The 18,657-nt window shown below is 60.1% G+C and carries 27 protein-coding genes and 1 tRNA gene; 12 read left to right on the plus strand and 16 right to left on the minus strand.

Annotated elements, in window-relative coordinates; all coding sequences use genetic code 11:
* Positions 1-542: 542 nt before the first annotated feature.
* Positions 543-965 carry a toprim domain-containing protein gene (locus B7X90_RS12690; protein WP_292624987.1) on the plus strand — a complete coding sequence of 141 codons (423 nt, stop codon included), beginning with the start codon at positions 543-545 and terminating at the stop codon, positions 963-965.
* Positions 962-1,114 (plus strand): hypothetical protein, encoded by a 153-nt coding sequence (locus tag B7X90_RS12695; protein ID WP_292624989.1) that lies wholly within the window; start codon positions 962-964, stop codon positions 1,112-1,114. The genes B7X90_RS12690 and B7X90_RS12695 overlap by 4 nt, the downstream gene beginning before the upstream one ends.
* 365 nt (positions 1,115-1,479) lie before the next feature.
* On the opposite strand, the gene B7X90_RS12700 is transcribed toward B7X90_RS12695, so the two are convergent.
* The 6 genes from B7X90_RS12700 to B7X90_RS12725 all read right to left on the minus strand — a co-directional run bounded on the left by B7X90_RS12700 (position 1,480) and on the right by B7X90_RS12725 (position 5,431).
* Positions 1,480-2,178 carry a lasso peptide biosynthesis B2 protein gene (locus B7X90_RS12700; protein WP_292624991.1) on the minus strand — a complete coding sequence of 233 codons (699 nt, stop codon included), beginning with the start codon at positions 2,176-2,178 and terminating at the stop codon, positions 1,480-1,482.
* 61 nt (positions 2,179-2,239) lie between these two features.
* Positions 2,240-2,374, minus strand: coding sequence for a benenodin family lasso peptide (locus B7X90_RS12705; RefSeq protein WP_292624993.1), 135 nt, complete (start codon positions 2,372-2,374; stop codon positions 2,240-2,242).
* A gap of 113 nt (positions 2,375-2,487) precedes the next feature.
* Positions 2,488-3,090: a GntR family transcriptional regulator gene (locus tag B7X90_RS12710; RefSeq protein WP_292624995.1), complete on the minus strand. Its 603-nt coding sequence runs from the start codon at positions 3,088-3,090 to the stop codon at positions 2,488-2,490.
* Positions 3,087-3,971: a phytanoyl-CoA dioxygenase family protein gene (locus B7X90_RS12715; protein WP_292624997.1), complete on the minus strand. Its 885-nt coding sequence runs from the start codon at positions 3,969-3,971 to the stop codon at positions 3,087-3,089. The genes B7X90_RS12710 and B7X90_RS12715 overlap by 4 nt, the downstream gene beginning before the upstream one ends.
* A 15-nt stretch (positions 3,972-3,986) precedes the next feature.
* Positions 3,987-4,601, minus strand: a complete 615-nt coding sequence (locus B7X90_RS12720; RefSeq protein WP_292624999.1) for an acyl-homoserine-lactone synthase — start codon at positions 4,599-4,601, stop codon at positions 3,987-3,989.
* A 62-nt stretch (positions 4,602-4,663) separates the two neighbouring features.
* Positions 4,664-5,431, minus strand: coding sequence for an autoinducer binding domain-containing protein (locus B7X90_RS12725; protein WP_292625001.1), 768 nt, complete (start codon positions 5,429-5,431; stop codon positions 4,664-4,666).
* Between the two features lie 273 nt (positions 5,432-5,704).
* Between B7X90_RS12725 and B7X90_RS12730 the strand changes: the two genes are divergently transcribed.
* Complete coding sequence (locus B7X90_RS12730) at positions 5,705-6,604, plus strand: HEPN domain-containing protein (protein ID WP_292625029.1); 900 nt, start codon at positions 5,705-5,707, stop codon at positions 6,602-6,604.
* A gap of 59 nt (positions 6,605-6,663) precedes the next feature.
* On the opposite strand, the gene B7X90_RS12735 is transcribed toward B7X90_RS12730, so the two are convergent.
* The 6 genes from B7X90_RS12735 to B7X90_RS12760 all read right to left on the minus strand — a co-directional run bounded on the left by B7X90_RS12735 (position 6,664) and on the right by B7X90_RS12760 (position 9,513).
* Positions 6,664-7,170 carry an RES domain-containing protein gene (locus B7X90_RS12735; protein ID WP_292625002.1) on the minus strand — a complete coding sequence of 169 codons (507 nt, stop codon included), beginning with the start codon at positions 7,168-7,170 and terminating at the stop codon, positions 6,664-6,666.
* Positions 7,171-7,188: 18 nt separating this feature from the next.
* Complete coding sequence (locus tag B7X90_RS12740; RefSeq protein WP_292625004.1) at positions 7,189-7,539, minus strand: hypothetical protein; 351 nt, start codon at positions 7,537-7,539, stop codon at positions 7,189-7,191.
* A 384-nt stretch (positions 7,540-7,923) separates the two neighbouring features.
* The gene (locus B7X90_RS12745) at positions 7,924-8,415 is read right to left on the minus strand and encodes a type II TA system antitoxin MqsA family protein (RefSeq protein WP_292625006.1); all 492 of its coding nucleotides are present in this window, start codon (positions 8,413-8,415) and stop codon (positions 7,924-7,926) included.
* A gap of 138 nt (positions 8,416-8,553) precedes the next feature.
* Positions 8,554-8,829, minus strand: a complete 276-nt coding sequence (locus tag B7X90_RS12750) for a type II toxin-antitoxin system MqsR family toxin (RefSeq protein WP_292625008.1) — start codon at positions 8,827-8,829, stop codon at positions 8,554-8,556.
* A gap of 132 nt (positions 8,830-8,961) precedes the next feature.
* On the minus strand, positions 8,962-9,177 hold the full coding sequence (locus tag B7X90_RS12755) for a hypothetical protein (RefSeq protein WP_292625030.1): 216 nt from the start codon (positions 9,175-9,177) through the stop codon (positions 8,962-8,964).
* A gap of 60 nt (positions 9,178-9,237) precedes the next feature.
* Positions 9,238-9,513 carry an HU family DNA-binding protein gene (locus B7X90_RS12760; protein WP_292625010.1) on the minus strand — a complete coding sequence of 92 codons (276 nt, stop codon included), beginning with the start codon at positions 9,511-9,513 and terminating at the stop codon, positions 9,238-9,240.
* Between the two features lie 198 nt (positions 9,514-9,711).
* Here B7X90_RS12760 and B7X90_RS12765 point away from each other — a divergent pair, with 198 nt between their 5' ends.
* On the plus strand, positions 9,712-11,730 hold the full coding sequence (locus tag B7X90_RS12765; RefSeq protein ID WP_292625012.1) for a ParB/RepB/Spo0J family partition protein: 2,019 nt from the start codon (positions 9,712-9,714) through the stop codon (positions 11,728-11,730).
* A 134-nt stretch (positions 11,731-11,864) separates the two neighbouring features.
* Positions 11,865-12,167, plus strand: coding sequence for a type II toxin-antitoxin system HigB family toxin (locus B7X90_RS12770; RefSeq protein ID WP_292625013.1), 303 nt, complete (start codon positions 11,865-11,867; stop codon positions 12,165-12,167).
* A 131-nt stretch (positions 12,168-12,298) separates the two neighbouring features.
* Here the strand turns inward: B7X90_RS12770 and B7X90_RS12775 are convergent, their stop codons facing one another.
* The gene (locus B7X90_RS12775; protein ID WP_292625014.1) at positions 12,299-12,541 is read right to left on the minus strand and encodes a hypothetical protein; all 243 of its coding nucleotides are present in this window, start codon (positions 12,539-12,541) and stop codon (positions 12,299-12,301) included.
* Between the two features lie 34 nt (positions 12,542-12,575).
* Positions 12,576-12,651 (minus strand) — tRNA-Ile (locus B7X90_RS12780).
* A 102-nt stretch (positions 12,652-12,753) separates the two neighbouring features.
* Here B7X90_RS12780 and B7X90_RS12785 point away from each other — a divergent pair.
* From B7X90_RS12785 to B7X90_RS12795, 3 genes are all read left to right on the plus strand, one after another.
* Complete coding sequence (locus B7X90_RS12785) at positions 12,754-13,368, plus strand: hypothetical protein (protein ID WP_292625016.1); 615 nt, start codon at positions 12,754-12,756, stop codon at positions 13,366-13,368.
* Between the two features lie 12 nt (positions 13,369-13,380).
* On the plus strand, positions 13,381-13,578 hold the full coding sequence (locus B7X90_RS12790; RefSeq protein WP_292625018.1) for a hypothetical protein: 198 nt from the start codon (positions 13,381-13,383) through the stop codon (positions 13,576-13,578).
* A 69-nt stretch (positions 13,579-13,647) separates the two neighbouring features.
* A complete protein-coding gene (locus B7X90_RS12795; RefSeq protein ID WP_292625020.1) occupies positions 13,648-13,998 on the plus strand; it encodes a DUF1778 domain-containing protein in 351 nt (116 codons plus the stop codon).
* Positions 13,999-14,234: 236 nt separating this feature from the next.
* On the opposite strand, the gene B7X90_RS12800 is transcribed toward B7X90_RS12795, so the two are convergent.
* Entirely contained in the window at positions 14,235-14,912 is a 678-nt protein-coding gene (locus B7X90_RS12800; RefSeq protein ID WP_292625022.1) for an RES family NAD+ phosphorylase, read from the minus strand.
* Positions 14,909-15,430 (minus strand): MbcA/ParS/Xre antitoxin family protein, encoded by a 522-nt coding sequence (locus B7X90_RS12805; protein ID WP_292625023.1) that lies wholly within the window; start codon positions 15,428-15,430, stop codon positions 14,909-14,911. Before B7X90_RS12805 ends, B7X90_RS12800 begins: the two co-directional genes overlap by 4 nt.
* A gap of 296 nt (positions 15,431-15,726) precedes the next feature.
* On the opposite strand from B7X90_RS12805, the gene B7X90_RS12810 reads away from it, so the two are divergent.
* The 4 genes from B7X90_RS12810 (at position 15,727) to B7X90_RS12825 (ending at position 18,535) form a co-directional block, all read left to right on the plus strand.
* Positions 15,727-15,972 (plus strand): type II toxin-antitoxin system prevent-host-death family antitoxin, encoded by a 246-nt coding sequence (locus B7X90_RS12810; RefSeq protein WP_292625025.1) that lies wholly within the window; start codon positions 15,727-15,729, stop codon positions 15,970-15,972.
* 63 nt (positions 15,973-16,035) lie between these two features.
* Positions 16,036-16,176 carry a hypothetical protein gene (locus B7X90_RS12815; protein ID WP_292625026.1) on the plus strand — a complete coding sequence of 47 codons (141 nt, stop codon included), beginning with the start codon at positions 16,036-16,038 and terminating at the stop codon, positions 16,174-16,176.
* 57 nt (positions 16,177-16,233) lie between these two features.
* Positions 16,234-17,271: a hypothetical protein gene (locus B7X90_RS12820; protein WP_292625027.1), complete on the plus strand. Its 1,038-nt coding sequence runs from the start codon at positions 16,234-16,236 to the stop codon at positions 17,269-17,271.
* Between the two features lie 418 nt (positions 17,272-17,689).
* Positions 17,690-18,535 (plus strand): ArdC-like ssDNA-binding domain-containing protein, encoded by an 846-nt coding sequence (locus B7X90_RS12825; protein ID WP_292625028.1) that lies wholly within the window; start codon positions 17,690-17,692, stop codon positions 18,533-18,535.
* The last annotated feature ends 122 nt before the right edge of the window (positions 18,536-18,657 follow it).

Raw genomic sequence — 18,657 nt, forward strand, 5'->3', positions numbered from 1 at the left:
TCATCACGTTGCCCCCTATGGCAGCATGATCAACCCGGCTTGGCCGGAGATCGCTAAGGCTACGCCGGCGAACCTACACCACCATATGGGACACGACCCTGATCACCCGCAAACCGTCTCAAAACCTGCTGCAAATCGTCAAAATACTTGGAGGTACGTGGCATGGCCTCACCGCCATGTGCTGTTGCCCATCCCACGATGATCGGACACCAAGCTTGTCGCTCCGGCAAGGCGATCGGGCAATCCTTGTAAAATGCTTTGCCGGATGTGACCGCAGGGCAATTTTGCGCGAGTTACGCCGGATTCCCCTGCGAGGGTGTCCCGAACCTTTTCAATATAGGCCTTCTCGAGCGGGAAACTGGTCAAAGATTTGGAAAGAAACTCGCCCTCTGACTGGCACCCTAGGCGAAAACTATCTCGCTTCCCGCCAACTTCAGGCAACAGAATCTGGACTGCGCTTCCATCCCCGCTGCCCAGTCAATCCCAAACCATTTACGACCTATCCGGCAGCCATCATTGCTGCAGTCCGATCAGACAATGGGTTGGTTGCCATTCACCGGACTTTTCTTGATCCGGAGACAAATCAGATCGCGCGCATCGACAAGCCGAAGCGCGCGCTCGGTCAACCGGGCGCGGGAGCCGTCCGCCTTGGTGGGAAGGTTACAGGTCAACTGGGATTAGCTGAGGGAATCGAGTCCGCGTTATCTGCATCCAAACTGTTTGGCGTTCCGTGCTGGGCCACACTTGGCAACGAACGTTTCGGCTCCGTATCGATTCCCGATAGCGTCACCGAACTCCACCTTTTCATTGATGCCGATCACGGCGGCAAACTTGCGGAAAAGCGGGCTCGCGCGGCGCACGCCCGAGTGGGGCGCAGAATCCTGACTCGCCCGCCGCCAATCAGTGGCCAGGACTGGAATGATGTCCTCATGGTTCGCCTCCGCCAGAGTTGTGCTGCCGTTTGAAACAGCATTTCACCGGGCAAGAGCTCCTCGACTCCGACAATCCCCGTTCGTTCGGTTTGGAGATGGGCGTAGGCAAGGTGCTGGGCCGCGAAAGTCCAGTCGAGCTCCGGTTGTTCGCCGACGGCATCAAGCAGCAGGTCAGCGTGTGAAGCAACGAACAGAAGCGGTCCCTTCTGCCGTAAAAGGACCGGAAGATGTCCGAGTGGGGCACGAAGGATCCAGGACGCGGCACCCTGCCGGTCAAGGCCGATGGCGCAATAGTTGCCCCACGTTCGCGTCGTGAGGACTTCCGGGAACATTGGGTCTCGGGGGGACTTGGCGGTGTCGCCAAAGTGCTGTCCGATCACCACACCGGAAACACTTGCAGCAATCGGTAGGTCCGCGCGCGCAAACACTGTCAGCCCCATCGCAATGTCGCACCGAACGAGGCCAAACAGCGCGATCCTGGCTTCGATAGCCTTCAGCAAGTCTGTGGGACCATGAGATCCGATAACGGCGAGATAGCGCTCGGGGTTCATAGCGCGAGGATCGGTTCGAAGCGCAGCACGCGATCGAGGGGATCGGTAAGTACGGTCTCGTCTGCCTGTGCCCAGCAATGGGCTTCGAAAGGATACGCCTTTACCCCGAAGACAAGGTGGACGACATGACCCTGCCGTCGTGCGCGACGTACGAACGCGATAGCGTCGGGCAGACAGCGTGGCTTGAATGGCGAAATGCGTCGGGCACGGTCCAACGCGTGAGCCAGCGCGACAAGACCTTTGGCTGGTCGCCTTGCAGGTATTGCGGGTAATCCCACGAGAATGTGATGAAGCGATTGCACCCGCAAGCGCAGCCGGGTCGCGGTGCAGCCCCACATCATGTCTGCGACATCGGCGAATGTCGCGGCAGGCGCAGCGCCTGTTTCAAGCAAACTGGTAGACGGCCGCGGAATCACGCCGGGTGCGATCCAGGATTTACTTACTGGCGCCGGGTCTCGCGTGATCAATCCCTTTGCCTCGAGCATGTCAGTGGATCGCGCGTCGTCCGCTATGGTTCCGCCAGCCTGCAGGGAAGACAGCATAGCCGCTGCGCCCCCGCCAAGTCGGCAGTACCGGTCGTTACGAACATCGAGGACAAGGACGAACCCATCGAACGCCGTGACCCCGACACCATCGGTAAGGCGATAGCGTCCTTTCCCGTTGAGGCCGGGATCATGGCTGGAGAGCGTTATCATGTCGGGATTTCGGGCAAACAGGCGCGCGGGGCTGTTTGAATCCTGCGCGCCTGCACCTGCGTTACTCGGCGTCGATACCGAGCACGCGGTTGATCACCCCGAACTCGATCTGGTTGCCGGGCGCGCCGAGCGTTTCGATGCTGGCGGCGCCGAGGTCTTCGATCTGTTCGACCTGATCGTCGTGATTGCGTTCCATGGCTGTCACTCCTTCAACTGACCGCACAATTGCAGTCACGTTCAGGCTATGAGCGGCGCTTCGCGATCTGAATTATATACGGCGCTGATTTCGCGATTGTTGAGGCCCATCCGTCAGCCCGTCCGATAGGCTGCGCGGACCAGCCTTGCCGCCGCCAGTGTCCGGCGATGATGGTACAGATGCAGTAGCTTGCGCAGGGCAGCGCGGTCTGCAAGATCGAGGGCATATTCCAGATGGCCAAGCTCCGCGCCGGCTCCATCGACGATATCGACCTCAAGCGTCCTCACCGCATGCAATCGGGCGCCAAGGTTTCCCAATGCCTTTGTATGTTCCGGGTTGGGCGAGCCCTTCGTGATTGACATGAAGACCTCTGCAATCCGATCGGCGTAAGGCAACTGTGACACGCCGCCCGTGCCACCGGGTTTGACCAATCTCGAGTTCTTGAGCGCCAAGCGCAGGATTTGCGCTTCCCAGGCATACATGTCCTTGAGCGCAGGCTCATCCAGCGGCGGCACGAAGAATCCGCCAGCCCTGCGGGACTCGACGAGTCCTTCACCGACCAGAGTGTTGAGCGCGTCGCGGACCGGGGTCACGCTCGATGTAAGTCTCTGGGCCAGATAGGCTGCGTCAAGCCTGTCACCTGGTCGGAAGCCGTGGCTGACGATCAGATGCCGAAGGCTCTCGTAAATCCGTTCGGCTGTCGGTCCAGCGCTCATGCCGCAGCCTGCGGACCTGCAAAGGTGCTTGCAGCCGCCATCTGGTCTGGCCGCAGCGCGTCTATCGCCCCGAGCGGCCGCCCGTCGTAGTCCCCCAGGAGAACCGAAGGGCACTGGCCCTCAAAATTCCCGAGATTGGGCCGGTGCTGACAATATCCGACAAGGGCTGCGAGTTCAGGGTCGAAAGTGCGGGCGATCTCGGGCGGATAAGCAAGCCACTGGTTTTCGTATGGTTTGAGCCAGCCCAGACTATAGCCGATAACAATTCCGCGCCGCGTCATGGCGGACATGTTGGCACCCGCGCCGTGGAGGGTCGAACCCAGGAAAATGAGCGCCGCACCGGGGGCCATCTCGCCGACGACAGCATTCCCGCCCGGCTCGGGATCAAGGGCATGGGCCCCGTGGCTCCCCGGCCACAGGCAGGTTGCGCCGTTCTCGCGCGTGAATGCGGTCAGGGGCCACATTACGTTGACGAGGTATTCGATTTCGCCGACGGGCCCGCGCCACATGTCCTGATCGCGATGCGGGAATTGCGCCGGCGCGCCGGGATGGACCGCAATCGCCTGGGTGGTGTTGAGCTGGATCCTGTCGCACCATGGCGAAAGCACCCGTTCCACAACCGACAGGACCAGGCGATGGCAGACCAGTGCTCGCACATGCTCTGAGCGGATCAGCAAGCGGCCGAAGCGTTTCGTCGTCGTGCCGTAGAAATTGCCCGTGCCGAACGGTGTCTGTTCGAATGGCTCGGCAAGATCCTCGTCGAGCGTGGCAATCGTCCGCAGCGGCAGCGCCCCTCGAACGATAGTGAAACCTTTGGAAAGCAACTGGAGCGCATGGCGGTCGATCTGCGTCGCCGCGAGATCTGAATGCGGTGCATTCATGACGGTCTCCTTTCTTTACGCCGCAAGTTGGCTGGATACGCTGGAGAAGCCGGAGGCGCGAATGCCCGCATCTGCCAGCAGGGCAGGGGTATGCGGTTCGATCACGATCCGTACGGCCGCAAGGTGCTCGCCGTCGACATTACAAACAGCCCCCAATCGCTCACATTGCCAGCCAAATTTGAGAATTTGGCCCAGCCATGCGGTCTCCGCGACCGCGCAATAGGCGGAAATGCCGTTAGCCAGCGCATAGTCTGTCAGCGCAACCACCAGGGCGTCGCGGGCCATGCGGCGCTCGCTCGCTCGCAGTTTGCGGTCGAGGCAGAACCGCGTGATTTCAAAGATCTCAGGCGCGGCAGGTGGCGGGCCGTCGCACAGCATCGGGAACAGGCCGGACAGGATGCCGTCGCGCACCGTTGGCAACAGCCTCGCCGAGGCAAGATGCGCACCGGCGTCATCGGTCAGTACGAGGTAGCATGCATGAAGGTTGTCGAACTGGTCGACCTCGTAGCGCCCATCGAGGACGGGCACATCCCATCCGAGCAGATCGACGAAAACCGATTTTCGGGCGGCAAACATGGCGCGCATGGCCGCAGCATCCGGCTCGGTGCCGGGCGAAATGATGTTCAGCATGACAGAAGTGCTCCTTGACCGGTGGGGTCGGGGCAAGGATCACCTCATGGGGGCCGGGCGGGCTATCCCGGAAAAGAGTTATAGACCCACGGGCCCACGTCATGGATCGTGATTGTTCGATCGGCCACGGCGCAGAAGGCCAGGGCCACACGCTTGTTCACGCCGTACCGGTCGCAGGCCATGCGAATGTGCTGGGCGACGGTCTCCTCGGAAATTCCGAGAATTCTGGAGATCTCCCAGTCGGATTTGCCGCGTGCGACCCACAATACACAGTCGCGTTGCCTTTCGGTCAGAATGTGGCGTTGCCGGCGTTCCAAAGACATTTGTGGAAACCAGATTCCCCGCGCGACTTCAAAAGCCTTGGCACCGAGCACCTGCGCCGGTGGCAGGAATTCGAGCGGCATCGCTTCGCCCCGCGGGTTCACGAATGTGCACGAGCCGCAGGCTTCCCCAGGTATGTTGACAGGAACAGTGTAGCCATCGCCGATCCCTTGGCGGCGGCCTTCCTCGAGAATCGCCTGGTCTCCACGGCCAAGAGGGATCAGCCTGGGCATGCTCGACCATTGGAACCCAAACCCTGTAACCTGGCTCGCGCGATGGACAGGATCACTCAGTGACAGCGATTGTCGATCGTAATGGTCGGCCCACTTGTCGGGGTAGTTGTGCAGCCGGATGGCAGTGCCGCCAGCCTTGGGCAGGTCAACGTGGTGGGTAAGGGCAAAATACTGAAAGCCCAGCGCCCGTGTGACCTCGTTCATGACGAGGCTCAATTCGTCCCGACTTCCTGCACTCTCGACAAGACCAAGTAGTGTTTGCGTTGATGCCTGCATGGTGGCCTGGCTGTGCCACGACGGAAGGGAGCATCTCCAATTGCCGATATCCTGCCGATCGCCCTTTCGCTGTCCAGGTTGGAGGCACCGCGGCTTCTCAGGACCTTGGATCGTCCAAATGTTGCGTGAATATTCCTATCACGGGGCGATTATGTTGCAATGCAAGATATCGCTGATTTGGTGAAAGTTTTTGGGCACCGGCAGCCTTATCCCGGGCGATTGCAACGAAGGCTTGCGTCAACTGGCGTACCGCGCAAGAATCCGTGCGTGAAAATGGACGTTGATCATCTGCCGTTGGCCCAGCAGGACGAGCTGGACCGAGTGACGCAAATCCTGATGGACGAGTTTGCAACCGCGATATCACGCGCAACGCAAGCCTGGAAAAAGAACGGCAAGATCCAGAAGATCATTCTGTTTGGCAGTTATAGTCGGGCCGACTGGGTTGATGAGCCGGAGAATGGCTACCAGTCCGATTACGACCTGCTCGTCATCGTTAGCCACGCGGATCTGACCGATATTGCAGAATACTGGTACGTTGCCGAGGACAGGATCCTGCGTGATCCGGCAATCGGGCGGCCTGTAAACATCATCGTCCATACGCTCGATGAGGTAAATCAAGGCCTGACGCGCGGGGAATATTTCTGGGTCGACATCGCCCGGGATGGAATCGCTCTGTATGAGTTGCCGGGTTCAGCACTAGCCATGCCAAAGCCGTTGGCTCCGGTTGACGCTTATACGATGGCGCAGGCGTATTTTGACCAATGGTTCCCAGGAATCGACGACCTTCTCGCTGGCGCTGAACTTTATCTCGAAAGAAATAACCCCAACCTTGCCGCGTTTACACTGCATCAAGCGACCGAACGCGCTTATATCTGCTATTTGCTCGTCCGCAGCCATTACGTGCCGCGCTCGCACAACCTTAAGTTTCTGCGCTCGCTTGCTGAAGACAAAGAGCCACGCCTGATCGAATGTTGGCCGCGCGCCACCAAGCTGGACCGGCGCCGTTTCGAGCTGGCCAGGCGCGCCTATGTCGAGGCGCGATATTCGTCCAGCTATGCGATCAGCAGTGATGATCTGCAGGCGATCAGATCTGCGATCTGCATGCTCCGCGACACAGTGGAAGCAGTGTCACGTACTTGGCTTGATGCTCTGCGCCAAAAGGCAGATCTTTGATCCATCTCTTGCGCCTCAGTAGCAATACGGCGCTATTCGGGCCTACCCAATGGGGCTCGTCATGACGGAAGGTAGCCCAAGCGACCTTGATCGTCGATCAGGCGCAACTTGGCGGGAAGCGAGGTGCCCCAACTCCATAGCACCAGATTGCGATCCTCTGCTGTTGCCTGCGGCGCATAACTGGGCGCGAGCATCCCGGAGAATCCTTGCTCAATCAAGCTCCGTGCAAGCCGCTGCGTCCCAGAGATCTTGTCGGTCAACATCGTGTCACGCCAACATGGATCGGCAAGCATGGCAGCGTCGAACCCGATTGATGCCAGCGCACCTGTGTCGGTGGCGTTGAAGACCTTCTCGATTTCGGCCGCATAGGCAACCAGTGTGATTGGTTGAAACGCGCCTGCCTGATTGGCCTCGCGCATCGCCGTTTCAGGACGAAGACTTGTGTAAAGTGCGGGTGTCCCCCTGGCATTGAAACGCCCACCAAACTGCGCGGCACCCTCACCTGACAAGGGTTCGCGTGCCCATAACGGGTTCAGGGCACGGTAAAGCGTTCCGATGAATTCCATGAAACGAGCTGATTGTGGTCAGGCGTGAATGCCGGCGTCGACTGCATCGATATACTCGAGGACATCGCTGCCCCGGCCAGCCTGAACCAGCTGCATGGCCGTCTGTCCCGAGAAGCCGGGAAGAACCTGGGATCGAAACCAGGCGTAGGCGACCAAAGGTGAACCAAACCGCGGCTCCACCTTGTTAAGCACCTCGACGAGTTCACGCAGGCGGCGCTGGATCCGGGGCTGGCGCACCCGAGCTGCACGCTGGATCGCATCCTTGCCAAGGCCGGCCGACCGGGCGAGATCGTCTGAACTCGTCAACAGCGCTGCGGCAATCCGCTTGGGATCGAACACACCTCGGCTGACATAGGCTTCCAGACTCATTTCACATCTCGATTTCAAAATAACTGACGGTATATAGCGTCAGTCCAAGTGAATTTCCAGTACCAACAGGATTGGGGCGAGCAATTCTGGCAATGAGCGCCTGAAACCAAGGGTGTGGTCATGCCGTCAGGCGTGAGCATGACCACGCGACCTTTATGGGCGGTTTGGCGGTACTGCACGGCTTTGCCAAAAGAAAAGGCCGATCTTACGACCGGCCTTGAAAGGTTTGGGAGAGGATGCCTGAAAGGCACCCTTCGTCTGCTCTGTGCATCTAAATGCTGCAAGTGCGAACCGCGCTGAATCGCTTGCAGAATATGCACCCTGTGTGCATCAGCAGTCGAGCGGTGTGTCGATATCAGGGGTAAATTGCGTCCCTATTCTCTGCTACGCAGCGATTGTGCGACTTCGCTTGGCCTTGGTCCGCCCAGATTGCCGATAGTCGATCTGATCCGCTAGCGATCCAGAGGCGAAAGCTGAAGCACGGATCGTCCGCAATGTTTCCACCTCTTCAGGATGGCGATCTAGAATTTCCAGCAGACCTACAGCAGCATCACTGGGCGGTGTGGACCCGTTTTCATATTTCTGGAATGCGCGACGACCACCGCCGATGATCCGGCCGGCCTCTTCCTGCGTTAGACGGAGCTTTTTTCGTACGGACCTGACGCGTGCGGCATAGGCAGCGCGCAATTCTTCAAAGGCGCCATCAAGCAGTTTAAGGTCGGCACCCGAATGGATCGAATCGCTGTCGTCGTCGGGATACCAGCCCGGAACCTCGACCGTGCGCGAGAGCGAGCCGACGCTGATCGCCTGCGACCGCACGGAACGGCTCAGGACCTTCCCGGTTTCCCGGTGAATGCGGGTCTGCGTCACGGTCATGCCTCCTTGAACGACGTCAACACGATGTCGATCAACGTTTCACCGGCGAATTTCAGATAGAGCCACAGTCCATCGAACGGGATGCGATAGCTTGGCACCCGCAATAACCTCGGGGTTCCTAAGTTTCCAGGATCCAAGTCATTGAATATGATGGATCTGATTTATCGGAATCGGGGTTTTTGCGGGTGCCCAGCTGTCGTGCCAGATTCTCGCATTCGGAGGGGTGTGGGCCGTTTCCGACTTCACGAAATCCCCCGGTTCAAGCGCCTGTACGACGTCAACTACATCCTCGAGCGAGTAACCCAAGGCCTGGGCATCACGTGTCGCCTTCAACGTGATTTCCAGGCCTTCCACATCACAGAATCTGGCCTGAATGGCGGCAAGGTCGTGATGGGGCCTTTTCTTTACCGCCACGCCATATACACCTTAAAGGTTGATTTTCAAGAGCGCGTGCGGTCCCATTGAAGCAGATCGCGACGTGCAAATATGCGTCCCGCCCGCATCGGAGAACGAGCTTTCGCGTATCGTTTTCCGGGCCTGATTGACTCAGGCGTCTGTCACGCGGCCCAGCATGTCCATGAAATCGCGCGCAGCGTTCTGGTCGGCGGCATCCTTGAATGCGACATCGAGATCGGGGGCATTGCCAAGGATGTACATGAGTGCCCACATCGCGAACCGGCGGCCGCGATCCTTTTCGAGCCAGAAATCGACCGCGAGCCGCTCTTGGTCCGCTTCGAGCATCGTCGGGCTGACAATGCCCAGGTCGGTCGTCCATTCGCACGAAGTAGACTGGGCGCCCGGTAGGACCGGGCGCCCGATCGATCAGCCGTTGACCTTGTCCTTCACCGCCTTGGCCGGCGCGAAAGTCAGCTTGCGCGATGCAGCGATCTGGATTGTCGCTCCGGTCGAAGGGTTACGCCCTTCGCGCGCCGGCGTGTCCTTGATCTTGAACTTCCCGAACCCATTCAGCGAGATTTCGTCACCTTTGGTGGCCGCATCAGCGATTGCGGCAAAAACGGCATCGACCATCTTGCGCGCATCGGTCTTGGTCAGACCTTCGCTGGCAGCGACGGCGTCAGTAAGTTCGGCGGTGTTCATCGTGATTGGCCCTCCAAAAGTCGGCACACGATTAACCCGGTGAGGTGGGTTCGTCCAGCTATGCGCCCTTTCTCGAATGGGAGGCCGCGCCGGTGAGCGGCAGGAGTGACAATGCCAGGAGAGGGAAGGGGGAGCGGGGGTGTGAGCCTGGCAGGCCGGTGGTCGGCGCAATCGGGCTCGCAAATCAGGAGCCAGTTCATGATTTCAGGAATTCCCCTCAACAAGCTCGCGCCATCTCCGCGCAATGTGCGCAAGCATTCGGATGCTTGCGCCGATGCGGAACTCAAGGCCAGCATCGCTGCGGTGGGTTTGCTTCAGAACCTCGTCGTCCGCGCTGCGCCCAAAGGGCGCTACACGGTCGAAGCCGGCGAACGGCGTCGCCAGGCGTTGCAGGCGCTCGCCGAAGACAAGGTTTTGCCGCGCGATCACCCGGTGGCCTGCCTCGTGCTCGATGCCAATGATGCGACCGCTGTTGAATCGAGCCTCGCCGAAAACTTCCAGCGACTGAACATGAACCCGGCCGACGAGGCGCAGGCCTTCGCCACCCTGGTATCCGAAGGTGCAAGCGCCGAAGATGTCGCCCGGCGTTTCGGGCTGACGGTCCGCTTTGTCGAAGGACGGTTGCGGCTCGCGAACCTAGCGCCTGTCGTATTCGATGCGCTGGCGGCCGGTGAAATCACGCTGGACACTGCCAAGGCGTTTGGCGCGACATCCGATCGAGAGATTCAGGCGCGTGTATTCGGGCAGCTGTCCATCTCGCATTACGCACTCAACGCGGCGAGCATCCGCCGGATGGTCCTCTCCGACACCGTTCGCGGAAACGATCCGCGCGCGCGGCTTGTCGGGCGCGAGGCCTATGAATCCGCTGGTGGCCGCGTCGAACGCGAACTCTTCGACGATGAGGACAGTGAGGCTTGGCTTGACGTCGGCCTGCTCGAACAGCTTGCGACCGCGCGCATGGAAGCCGAAGCGCGCGCCCTAGCGGAACAACACGGCCTTGCCTGGGTTCGCCCTACGCTCGACAACTACGCGAGCCACGAACTGACGACGGGACTTACACGCCTCGTCAGCGAACCGGCGCCCTTGTCCGACGAGGATGTCGCGCGGCTTGAAACACTCGATGCCGCTTACGACGTGGAGGCAGCCATTCTCGAAGACGAAGAGAGCGACGACGATGCGATCGCCGCCGCCGAAACCGAAATCGACCGGATCGACCAGGAAGCGCGCGCCATTCGGGATCGACCGTATGTTATCGCGCCGGACCTGCGCCCGCAGGCGGGCATGATCCTGACGCTCGGCCGCGACGGGACGCCCGTGCTGCAGCCGGTCTTCTATGGTGAATGCGTTGCGCGACCGGATGACGACGATGCTGATGGCAGTGTCGAGGCTGTCACGGAAAAGGGTGGTACCGGTCCCCGCCGCTCCGTCCTCTCGAAGCGGCTCGTCGATGAACTCGCCATGCAGCGACGTGATGTGTTGTCCCTCCACGTTGCGTCCGATCCGTCGCTCGCACTCGATGTGCTGGTCTTCACACTCGCCGATGCAGAGACGACCGACTGGAAAAACAAGTCCGCTTCGACCTTGCGCGGCGGGGTGCCGAACGGGCCGATCGTCGGCTTCGAGCCGATCGATGCCCCAGCCAGCGCTGGGCTGGCCGAGTTGCGGGCCAGTCTCGATGAAAGCTGGCGCACAGGTGAAAATCCCGCTGCCCGATTCGATCTGTTCCGCAGTCTCGATGACGAGGCCCGCGCCGCATGGCTGGGTTTTCTGGTTGGCCGTACGCTCGAAGCCAGTCTGAACCTCGATGGCGACCGGCGTATTGCGTTCATCGATCACCTTGGCGGCCTTGTCGGCATCGATATGGCGCGCTGGTGGCGCCCGACCGCGGCGAACTATTTTGACAGGGTATCCAAGCAGGTCATTCTCGACGCGCTCGGCGATGTCGGTGGGCCAGACCTTTCGAGCCGCTTCGCTTCGGTAAAGAAGCGCGACCTCGCCATGAGCGCTGAACGGATCTTTGCCGGGGCGACTATTACCGAAGTCGAGATCCGCGATCGGGCGCTCGCCTGGGTGCCCGAGGTGATGCGGTTTGGTGAGTATGGTCCCACAGAGGCTGCAGGCAACGCGGCTGACGTGCCTGATGGCAACCGTGATTCGGCAATCGAGACCTCCGGCGCTGATGGCCTCGATCCCGTTCCGGAGGCCCGTGCAGCCTGAGCTCTCCTGACAGGCTGCGCGGTGACGGGTGAAGCGGCTTCTTCCTGTCGGGGAAGGGGCCGCTTCGTTCATTCGGGTTCCCATTACGGGAATTTCTCATTGGTTCCCGTGATGGGAATTGTTAGGCGCTGTGGATGAGACTTGTCGCCAGTTCAGATCTGGTTGTGTTCTGGGAAGTGCATCCTGAAACCAAGGCGTCTCTGGTCCATTGGATTACGGTCGTCTCAAGCGCTCAGTGGCAGAGCACTGGTGAAGTTCAGGCATTGTTCTCAAAGGCAAAGGCGCTGAATGCCGAACGCGTACGTTTCGAGGTAGCCGGGGGCAATTACCGGCTGATCGTTGCCTTCAAATTCGAGGCGCAGATTGCCTTCGTGAAGTTCATCGGCACGCACAAGCAGTACGATGCGATCGAGGCCCTGACGATCAGCGTGTTTTGAGGAGGTAGGACATGGATATCTTTCCCATCAGGTCGGACGCGGATCACTGCAAGGCCGTGCAGGAAATCGGGCGTCTGTGGGATGCCAGGGAAGGGACTGAGGAGTTCAACCGCCTCGATATCCTTGCGACCCTAGTCGATGCCTACGAAGCCAGGCGCTGGCCGGTGGAGGATCTCGATCCTGTCGATACCATCAAAGCGGATATGGAACTGAACGGTCGCTCCTTGAGCGATCTGACCAAGGTCATTGGCAAAAGCCGTGCTAGCGAAATTCTGAAGCGTCGCCGGCCGCTGACCTTGGGGATGATCAGAAAGCTGCATCATAGCTGGCATATTCCAGCGGACCGCCTGGTCGGAGAATACGAACTTTCGCATTCAGCGACCCGACCGGACTTCCTGGAAACCAAATTGGTGGGCCCGGCAGGATTCGAACCTGCGACCGAGCCGTTATGAGCGGCCAGCTCTAACCGCTGAGCTACAGGCCCACCTTGGTGCGGACGGCGGGATTACGTCCCCGGCGTCTACCATTCCGCCACGGCCGCATGAAGGGTGCCGTTTGTTGTAATGGAAGCTGTCAGGCAAGGGGCTTGCTTGCAGAGTATAAGTTGGCCGATAATCATTTTGCAATGACGAGGTGGAATGTGTCGTTTCCGACTGACTACGTGACGCTGCTTGAAAAGCTTGCGGAGGCCTTCACCCGATATGAGGCGGAAACCGGGATTTCTCCCATTCTGGTCGGTGGAGCTGCTACAGCGATTTTAACTGCGGGCGCGTTCATGTCTGGTGATTTCGACATCATCGCAGGCAATGATGCGGCGTTTGCTCGGGCCATGGAAGCCGCGGGTTTCACGATCGATGCGCGTGTAGGCAGGCTGCTAGGCGGCTACTATCATCCTGATTTTCCGGAATACGGCGTTGAGTTGGTTTCAGGTCCTGCATTCGATGGACGGGCGGATTGGGCGCGTGTGCTCAAGCCCGTCTTCCGGGGCGAGAACAGTCTGACGTTACCCGCATTCGAGGATATAATAGCCGATCGGTTGGGCCAGCATGCAGTTGCAAGCCAAAGCGATGATAGCCGGATGCAACAAGCGCAGATGCTCTTGGCGATGGCTAAATCGGTCGACATGGAGTATTTGAAGCGGCGAGTGAATGAAGAGGGCGGCGATCTGGGCCTTCTCGATTTCAGTGTTTTGCGGGAATGAAGGAGGCGGAATATGCGTTTTGATTTCTACGCCTTCATTACGGAGGCCGAGCAGCGCAAGCGTGAACTGGGGCTTTCAGATGATGCTGCGGCCGTCGAAGCACTTCGCAACAAAGGAGGAGCCCGAACCTCTCGTAAGCGCGCGATGCTGGAACGCATGGATCAGCGCGCGCGCAAAGCTGGACGTAATCCGATCCCCGCACATTTTTAACGGTCTCGCTTCGATCCGATGGGATCTTCGTGTCAGCGCGCTACTGATGCTGCGAGGAGCTACCGTTAAATGATCCCGATCATCGTCGCCAGGAACCTGCAGGAATCCAAGATGTTTTCCCTTGAAACCGTAGCGCTGACGCCGGGCAAGATGGAAGCCCGCAAGCAGGGGCGTTTCCACCGTTCTGATGTAGAACGGATTTCGTCAGCGGCCGGCACCATGGGAATTAAAGTTGCAGACTTCATTCGTCAGGCGGCTCTTCTGCATGCTCAGGATATCGAACAGCGGCTGACCACGTCAAATTTGCCGATCGAGGTGTTCGAGGATTTCACTGCAGCTGTAAATACGCAGGGAAGGCTGGTGCCCGGATTGATGCATGCGCTGAGGCGGACGCGGGACATTCTCAAGACGCAGAGCTGAATACTCTGCAGCCCTGCACAGCTGACCACGCAGAGGCGTGATCATGGCAGTGTAAAGAAGAGAGGGGGCTTCCTGACGAGCCGACAGGCACAAACGCCGTTTGGCTCGCCACAGGCAAAGCCCCTCTCCTCTCATTTCACGGATTGTCAGGCGGCAGGGCTGTAATGAGTGAGGAGCAGGGAATATTGTCCACGCGAGAGGATTTCACCGTGCGGCGTTGGCGGCCGATGTTGTCGTCATGCCGTTGCTTTCAGGCGCTTGACCACGATGTCTCTTCCATGGGCTTCCACGCTGATCTCATAGTGGTCTGCCTGCACGACATCGGTGACATTGGCCGGCCGATAGGCGGCGATGTTGCACCCCCCACGTCGACGCATGCTGTCATAGAGGATGCCCGCCCCGCCCATTTTGCGCACGCCTTCGCCGAAGCTCTGGCCGGTCTCGTAGCTGTCATGCCGATAGTGGTCCGGGTAATCGGATTGAAGAGCGCGGATGTCGCAATAATCACCGAGCAGCGTGGCGGAATAGGTCCGATAGACCCGCTTCATGCTTGGCACATTTCGCGCGATTGCCTCGCGACGCAAATGGTGCGCGACCTCGGCTGCAGCCGTCTCGGTTTCGGGTGAGGCGTACCAGGCGCCAAGATCAGGCCCGTTGAACCGCATACCGCCCGGCGCGACATGCAGGAAACTCGCCATCACAACGCTGGCATTGGGGCGACCATAAACCCACTGATCACGCGGCAGGCGATTGATCCGCGCGGCGACCAGCCTGTCGTTGGTCCATCCCGCCAGTTCCATCACCGCGGCGGCGTCCGCAGCTGTCGAAACCGTGTCGAACAGTCCGATCGGGGGAAAGCGCGATGGAACCAACCGAAAGCCGGGCTGGGGTGCCTCCGAAAAGCGCGGGGTCACTGGAAAATGATCTCACCGTCTTCGTAGGGCGCGAAGCTGGCATCGGCGGCGCTCGGTGGCATATAGAGCCCGCCCCGCGCGGCATCGAGGAAGCGGCGTACGACCATCAGGCCATCCTGCGTGCCGTTGGCGACTAGGTCGAGTGGCGGATGGCCCCCGAAGGTCGGCGCGTCATGCGGCTGGCAAAGCCAATTGACGCCATCATGCTCGTCACCGAAAAGCACGCCCAGGGCTTGATGGATGCCCAAGACCGCCGAAATTCGCGTCAGGACATCCACATCCAGCGTGAAAGCGCCATGCTCACGGGCATGCTTGCACCAGCTATGATAGGTGGATCGCGACGGATAGCCGAGGATCAGGCGACGCTGCTCCTCACTCAACCCCCAAAGATCAGTGATGGCCAGAAATGTGCGCAATCCCGGTGCGCTCAACCGGCGCCGGTTGAGCGGCGCAAAGCGAGAGAGATCGAGCCCTCCTGCCGCCGTGCCTTCGTTGACTGCTGAATCAGGTTGCGCCATCATCTTACTCCTGATCGGGATATAGTCCAAATCTGGACACTTTTCAAGTGTAGCCAACGGCTGTCAGTAGTGCGCGCGAACCGGCTTCCTGCCAATGGCGCAAGCGCGCTTCTCCAGACGCTCCAGCATCGCGCGCTTGCGCTGGGTTCTGGCTACCCTGCACAAGTGCGCGTTGTGAATGAGTCCACGTGCACGCACCGTCGACGGCGCTCACCTCAGACCTCCTTGATGTTGCTAATTCGCCCCATCATGCCATCGATGGATCAGTCAGATTGACCAACTGAAAGTGGCTTGCGATGCGTGAATTACAATCCTCCGATGCAAAGGCTTACCTGCCCCAGCTCTTGAGCGAGGTCGAGCGCGGTGAAACCATTATCATCACCCGGCATGGCCGTGCCATCGCGCGTCTTGTGCCTGAGGCGGAGCAGCGCGCTGACGAAGTCCAGCGCACCATGGCGCAAATCGCAATGTTTCGCGAAACCATGCCTAGCATCGCGGTCTCGGACATTCTGGCTGCGCGTCACGAAGGCCATCGCTACTAATGCCGTTTGTCGTAGATGCATCGGTAGCAGCATGCTGGCTCTTGCCCGATGAGGGCAATATCCGTGCGGAAGCAGCCGCGCGCTCGCCTTGCTGAATGGCTTCCCGAAGCGATCATGACGCCGCTCCTCTCCTGGTCGTTGCGCTACGTGACCTGCTATGCAGGCGATATCCTCGCCGCACGGGCGGAACTCGATCGCCTCTAAGCAACGCGCGACCGTCTGATTGCCGCTGAGGAAGGTCTTGATCCCGCTGCTCGCCGGTTGCGGCAACGCCAACGCCTCATCGTCTATGTTGCAGCCTTGCGGCAGCAAGGGCGCGGGATTCCGATCTGGACCACGGCACATAACGGCGCAACGCGGACAGATCCGCAAAGCGGCGCAGTCACGCCGCCGATCAACTACCACCTGATCCATCTCCATGCCGGTATCAACGCGCAGGCCGAACCCGCCATGCACCTTGGTTTGGCCACCGGTGCACCAGACCTTATTGCCGCTGCCATCGCAGAACTCGGCACCGAGATCGGCGGCATGGGTACGCCCATTTCGGCCGATCCCGATACTGGCCTGCCTTGGCGCACCCGCTTCGATGGCAAGGTTCTGCCCCTCGAGGAGGTCATGCTGCAGTCCGCAGCCTATATCGTGTGTGCCTATCTCTCGGGCATGCGGGACAGCGAGATTCAGGCCATGAAGCGGGGATGCCGGTCTATTACCAGAGCCGAAGACGGTGCGACCTTGCGGCATCGTATCAAGTCCACCGCTTACAAGGGCAAGCGCGGCGGCGGCGGAGGCGAGGAGACCGAGTGGGTTACCATCGCACCGGTCGCTGAAGCCATCGATGTCCTCGAACGCCTTTCCGCGCTGGCCGGACAGGCGCGGGGAACAACGACCCTGTGGCCAGTCCTCACGCTTCGGGCCAATACCAAGACGCACGTCTCTGCGGAGATAGTCCGGCAACTCAACCGGTTCCGCGATCATCTCAACGACCAATTTGGATCCGCGCAGGCACCCGTCATTCCTGCCGGTCCCGACGGCCGAGCATGGCGTCTAACCACGCGTCAGTTTCGCCGCACCATCGCCTGGCACATCGCCAACCGGCCCTTTGGAACCATAGCTGGTATGATCCAGTACAAGCATGCCGGTGTTGCGGCCTTCGAAGGCTATGCCGGCAGCAGCCATTCGGGGTTTCGGGGAGAGATCGAAGCCCAGCGTGCGCTCGGCCAGATCGACGATGTCCTCGTCTACTTTGATGAGCGGCAAAGTGGCGCGCGCCTTGGCGACCTGCCGCGAACAGGGTCGTAGCTGCGCTTGATACTGCCGCCCACGAGCTGGCACCGCTACCTGCCATGATCGCCGGCCGGCCACGTCTGCGCACCATGCTGGGCAGTCTCGCACGGACATTGCATATCGGCCCGCTGGCCGATTGCTTCTTTGATCCGGCAACTGCCCTGTGCCTCAACCGGATTTCGGAACCAGGCGCGACCGGATCAATGATCGCCATGTGCGAACCGGTCCGCTGCCCCAATGCCTGCATCGCCGAACGGCATCGCCCGGCATGGCAGCGCGGTGCTGATGAGGCACGGTTGTTGTTGCGCGACAGATCGCACCGGGTACCGCCACACCTCAGACCGGTGCGGCTGGAGAGGGAGAGGAGGCTGGTTTCGGGTGACGGGCTGAAGGAGCGGAAGAGAGTTGCCCTCCGCCGTCGTGGAGACCTGCCATGTCCCGATCCTACCCTGCGATGCCGCGAGCCGACGTCTATTCGCGCATCACCTCCGAGATTGTATCTGCCATCGAAGTCGGTGCCGGCGATTGGCGCATGCCTTGGCACCATGATGGCGCTGCCACCACCCGACCGCAAAACGTCACCTCCCGCCGCCGCTATCGCGGCGTCAACGTGCTCGCGCTCTGGGTTGCCGCCGAAGCGGCTGCCTATTCCAGCGGTCTTTGGGGGACCTATCGCCAGTGGGCATCGCTTGGCGCACAGGTTCGCAAGGGTGAGCGCGGAACGACGGTTGTGTTCTGGAAGCAGGCCGCCTCGGGCGCGGACGATGATCATGACGACGGCGAAGCCGGAACCGGTCGCATGTTCGCGCGGGCATTCACCGTGTTCAACCTCGCCCAGGTCGAGGGCTATGAGCCCGCACCTGTCACAGTTCTACCCGAGGGCGAGCGGTTCGAGCACGCCGAAGCTTTCGTCGCGGCCCTCAAGATCCCGATCACCGAGGGCGCCTACGATGCGCACTACCGGATCGACCTCGATCACATCTTCATGCCCACCTTTGCCTCGTTTCGGGATGCATCAGCACAGATGGGCACGCTTTTGCATGAGGCAGCCCACGCCACAGGGGCAAAGCACCGGCTTGACCGCAACTTCGCCGAACGTTTCAAGCGCGATAGCTTGGCGATCGAGGAAATTTGCGCTGAACTGACAGCATCGTTCGTGCTCGCGGACCTCGGGATCGCCCACCATCCGCGAGCCGATCATGCAGCATACGTGGCATCGTGGCTCAAATTATGCTCACCTCGCCATAATTTCAGTAATCGCGAGGTATCGATAATGTGAAGGAACGCGGCTTTAGCGTCTGAAATCCGCAGAATTCCGCCGTTATCTGATGGTCTTTGCTTCGCATTATTTCACGACAAACCTCTGCGGTCGTTTGACCAGCAGAGGAGCCTTCGATGCCG

Source organism: Novosphingobium sp. 17-62-19 (assembly GCF_002256775.1).
Lineage (GTDB): Bacteria > Pseudomonadota > Alphaproteobacteria > Sphingomonadales > Sphingomonadaceae > Novosphingobium.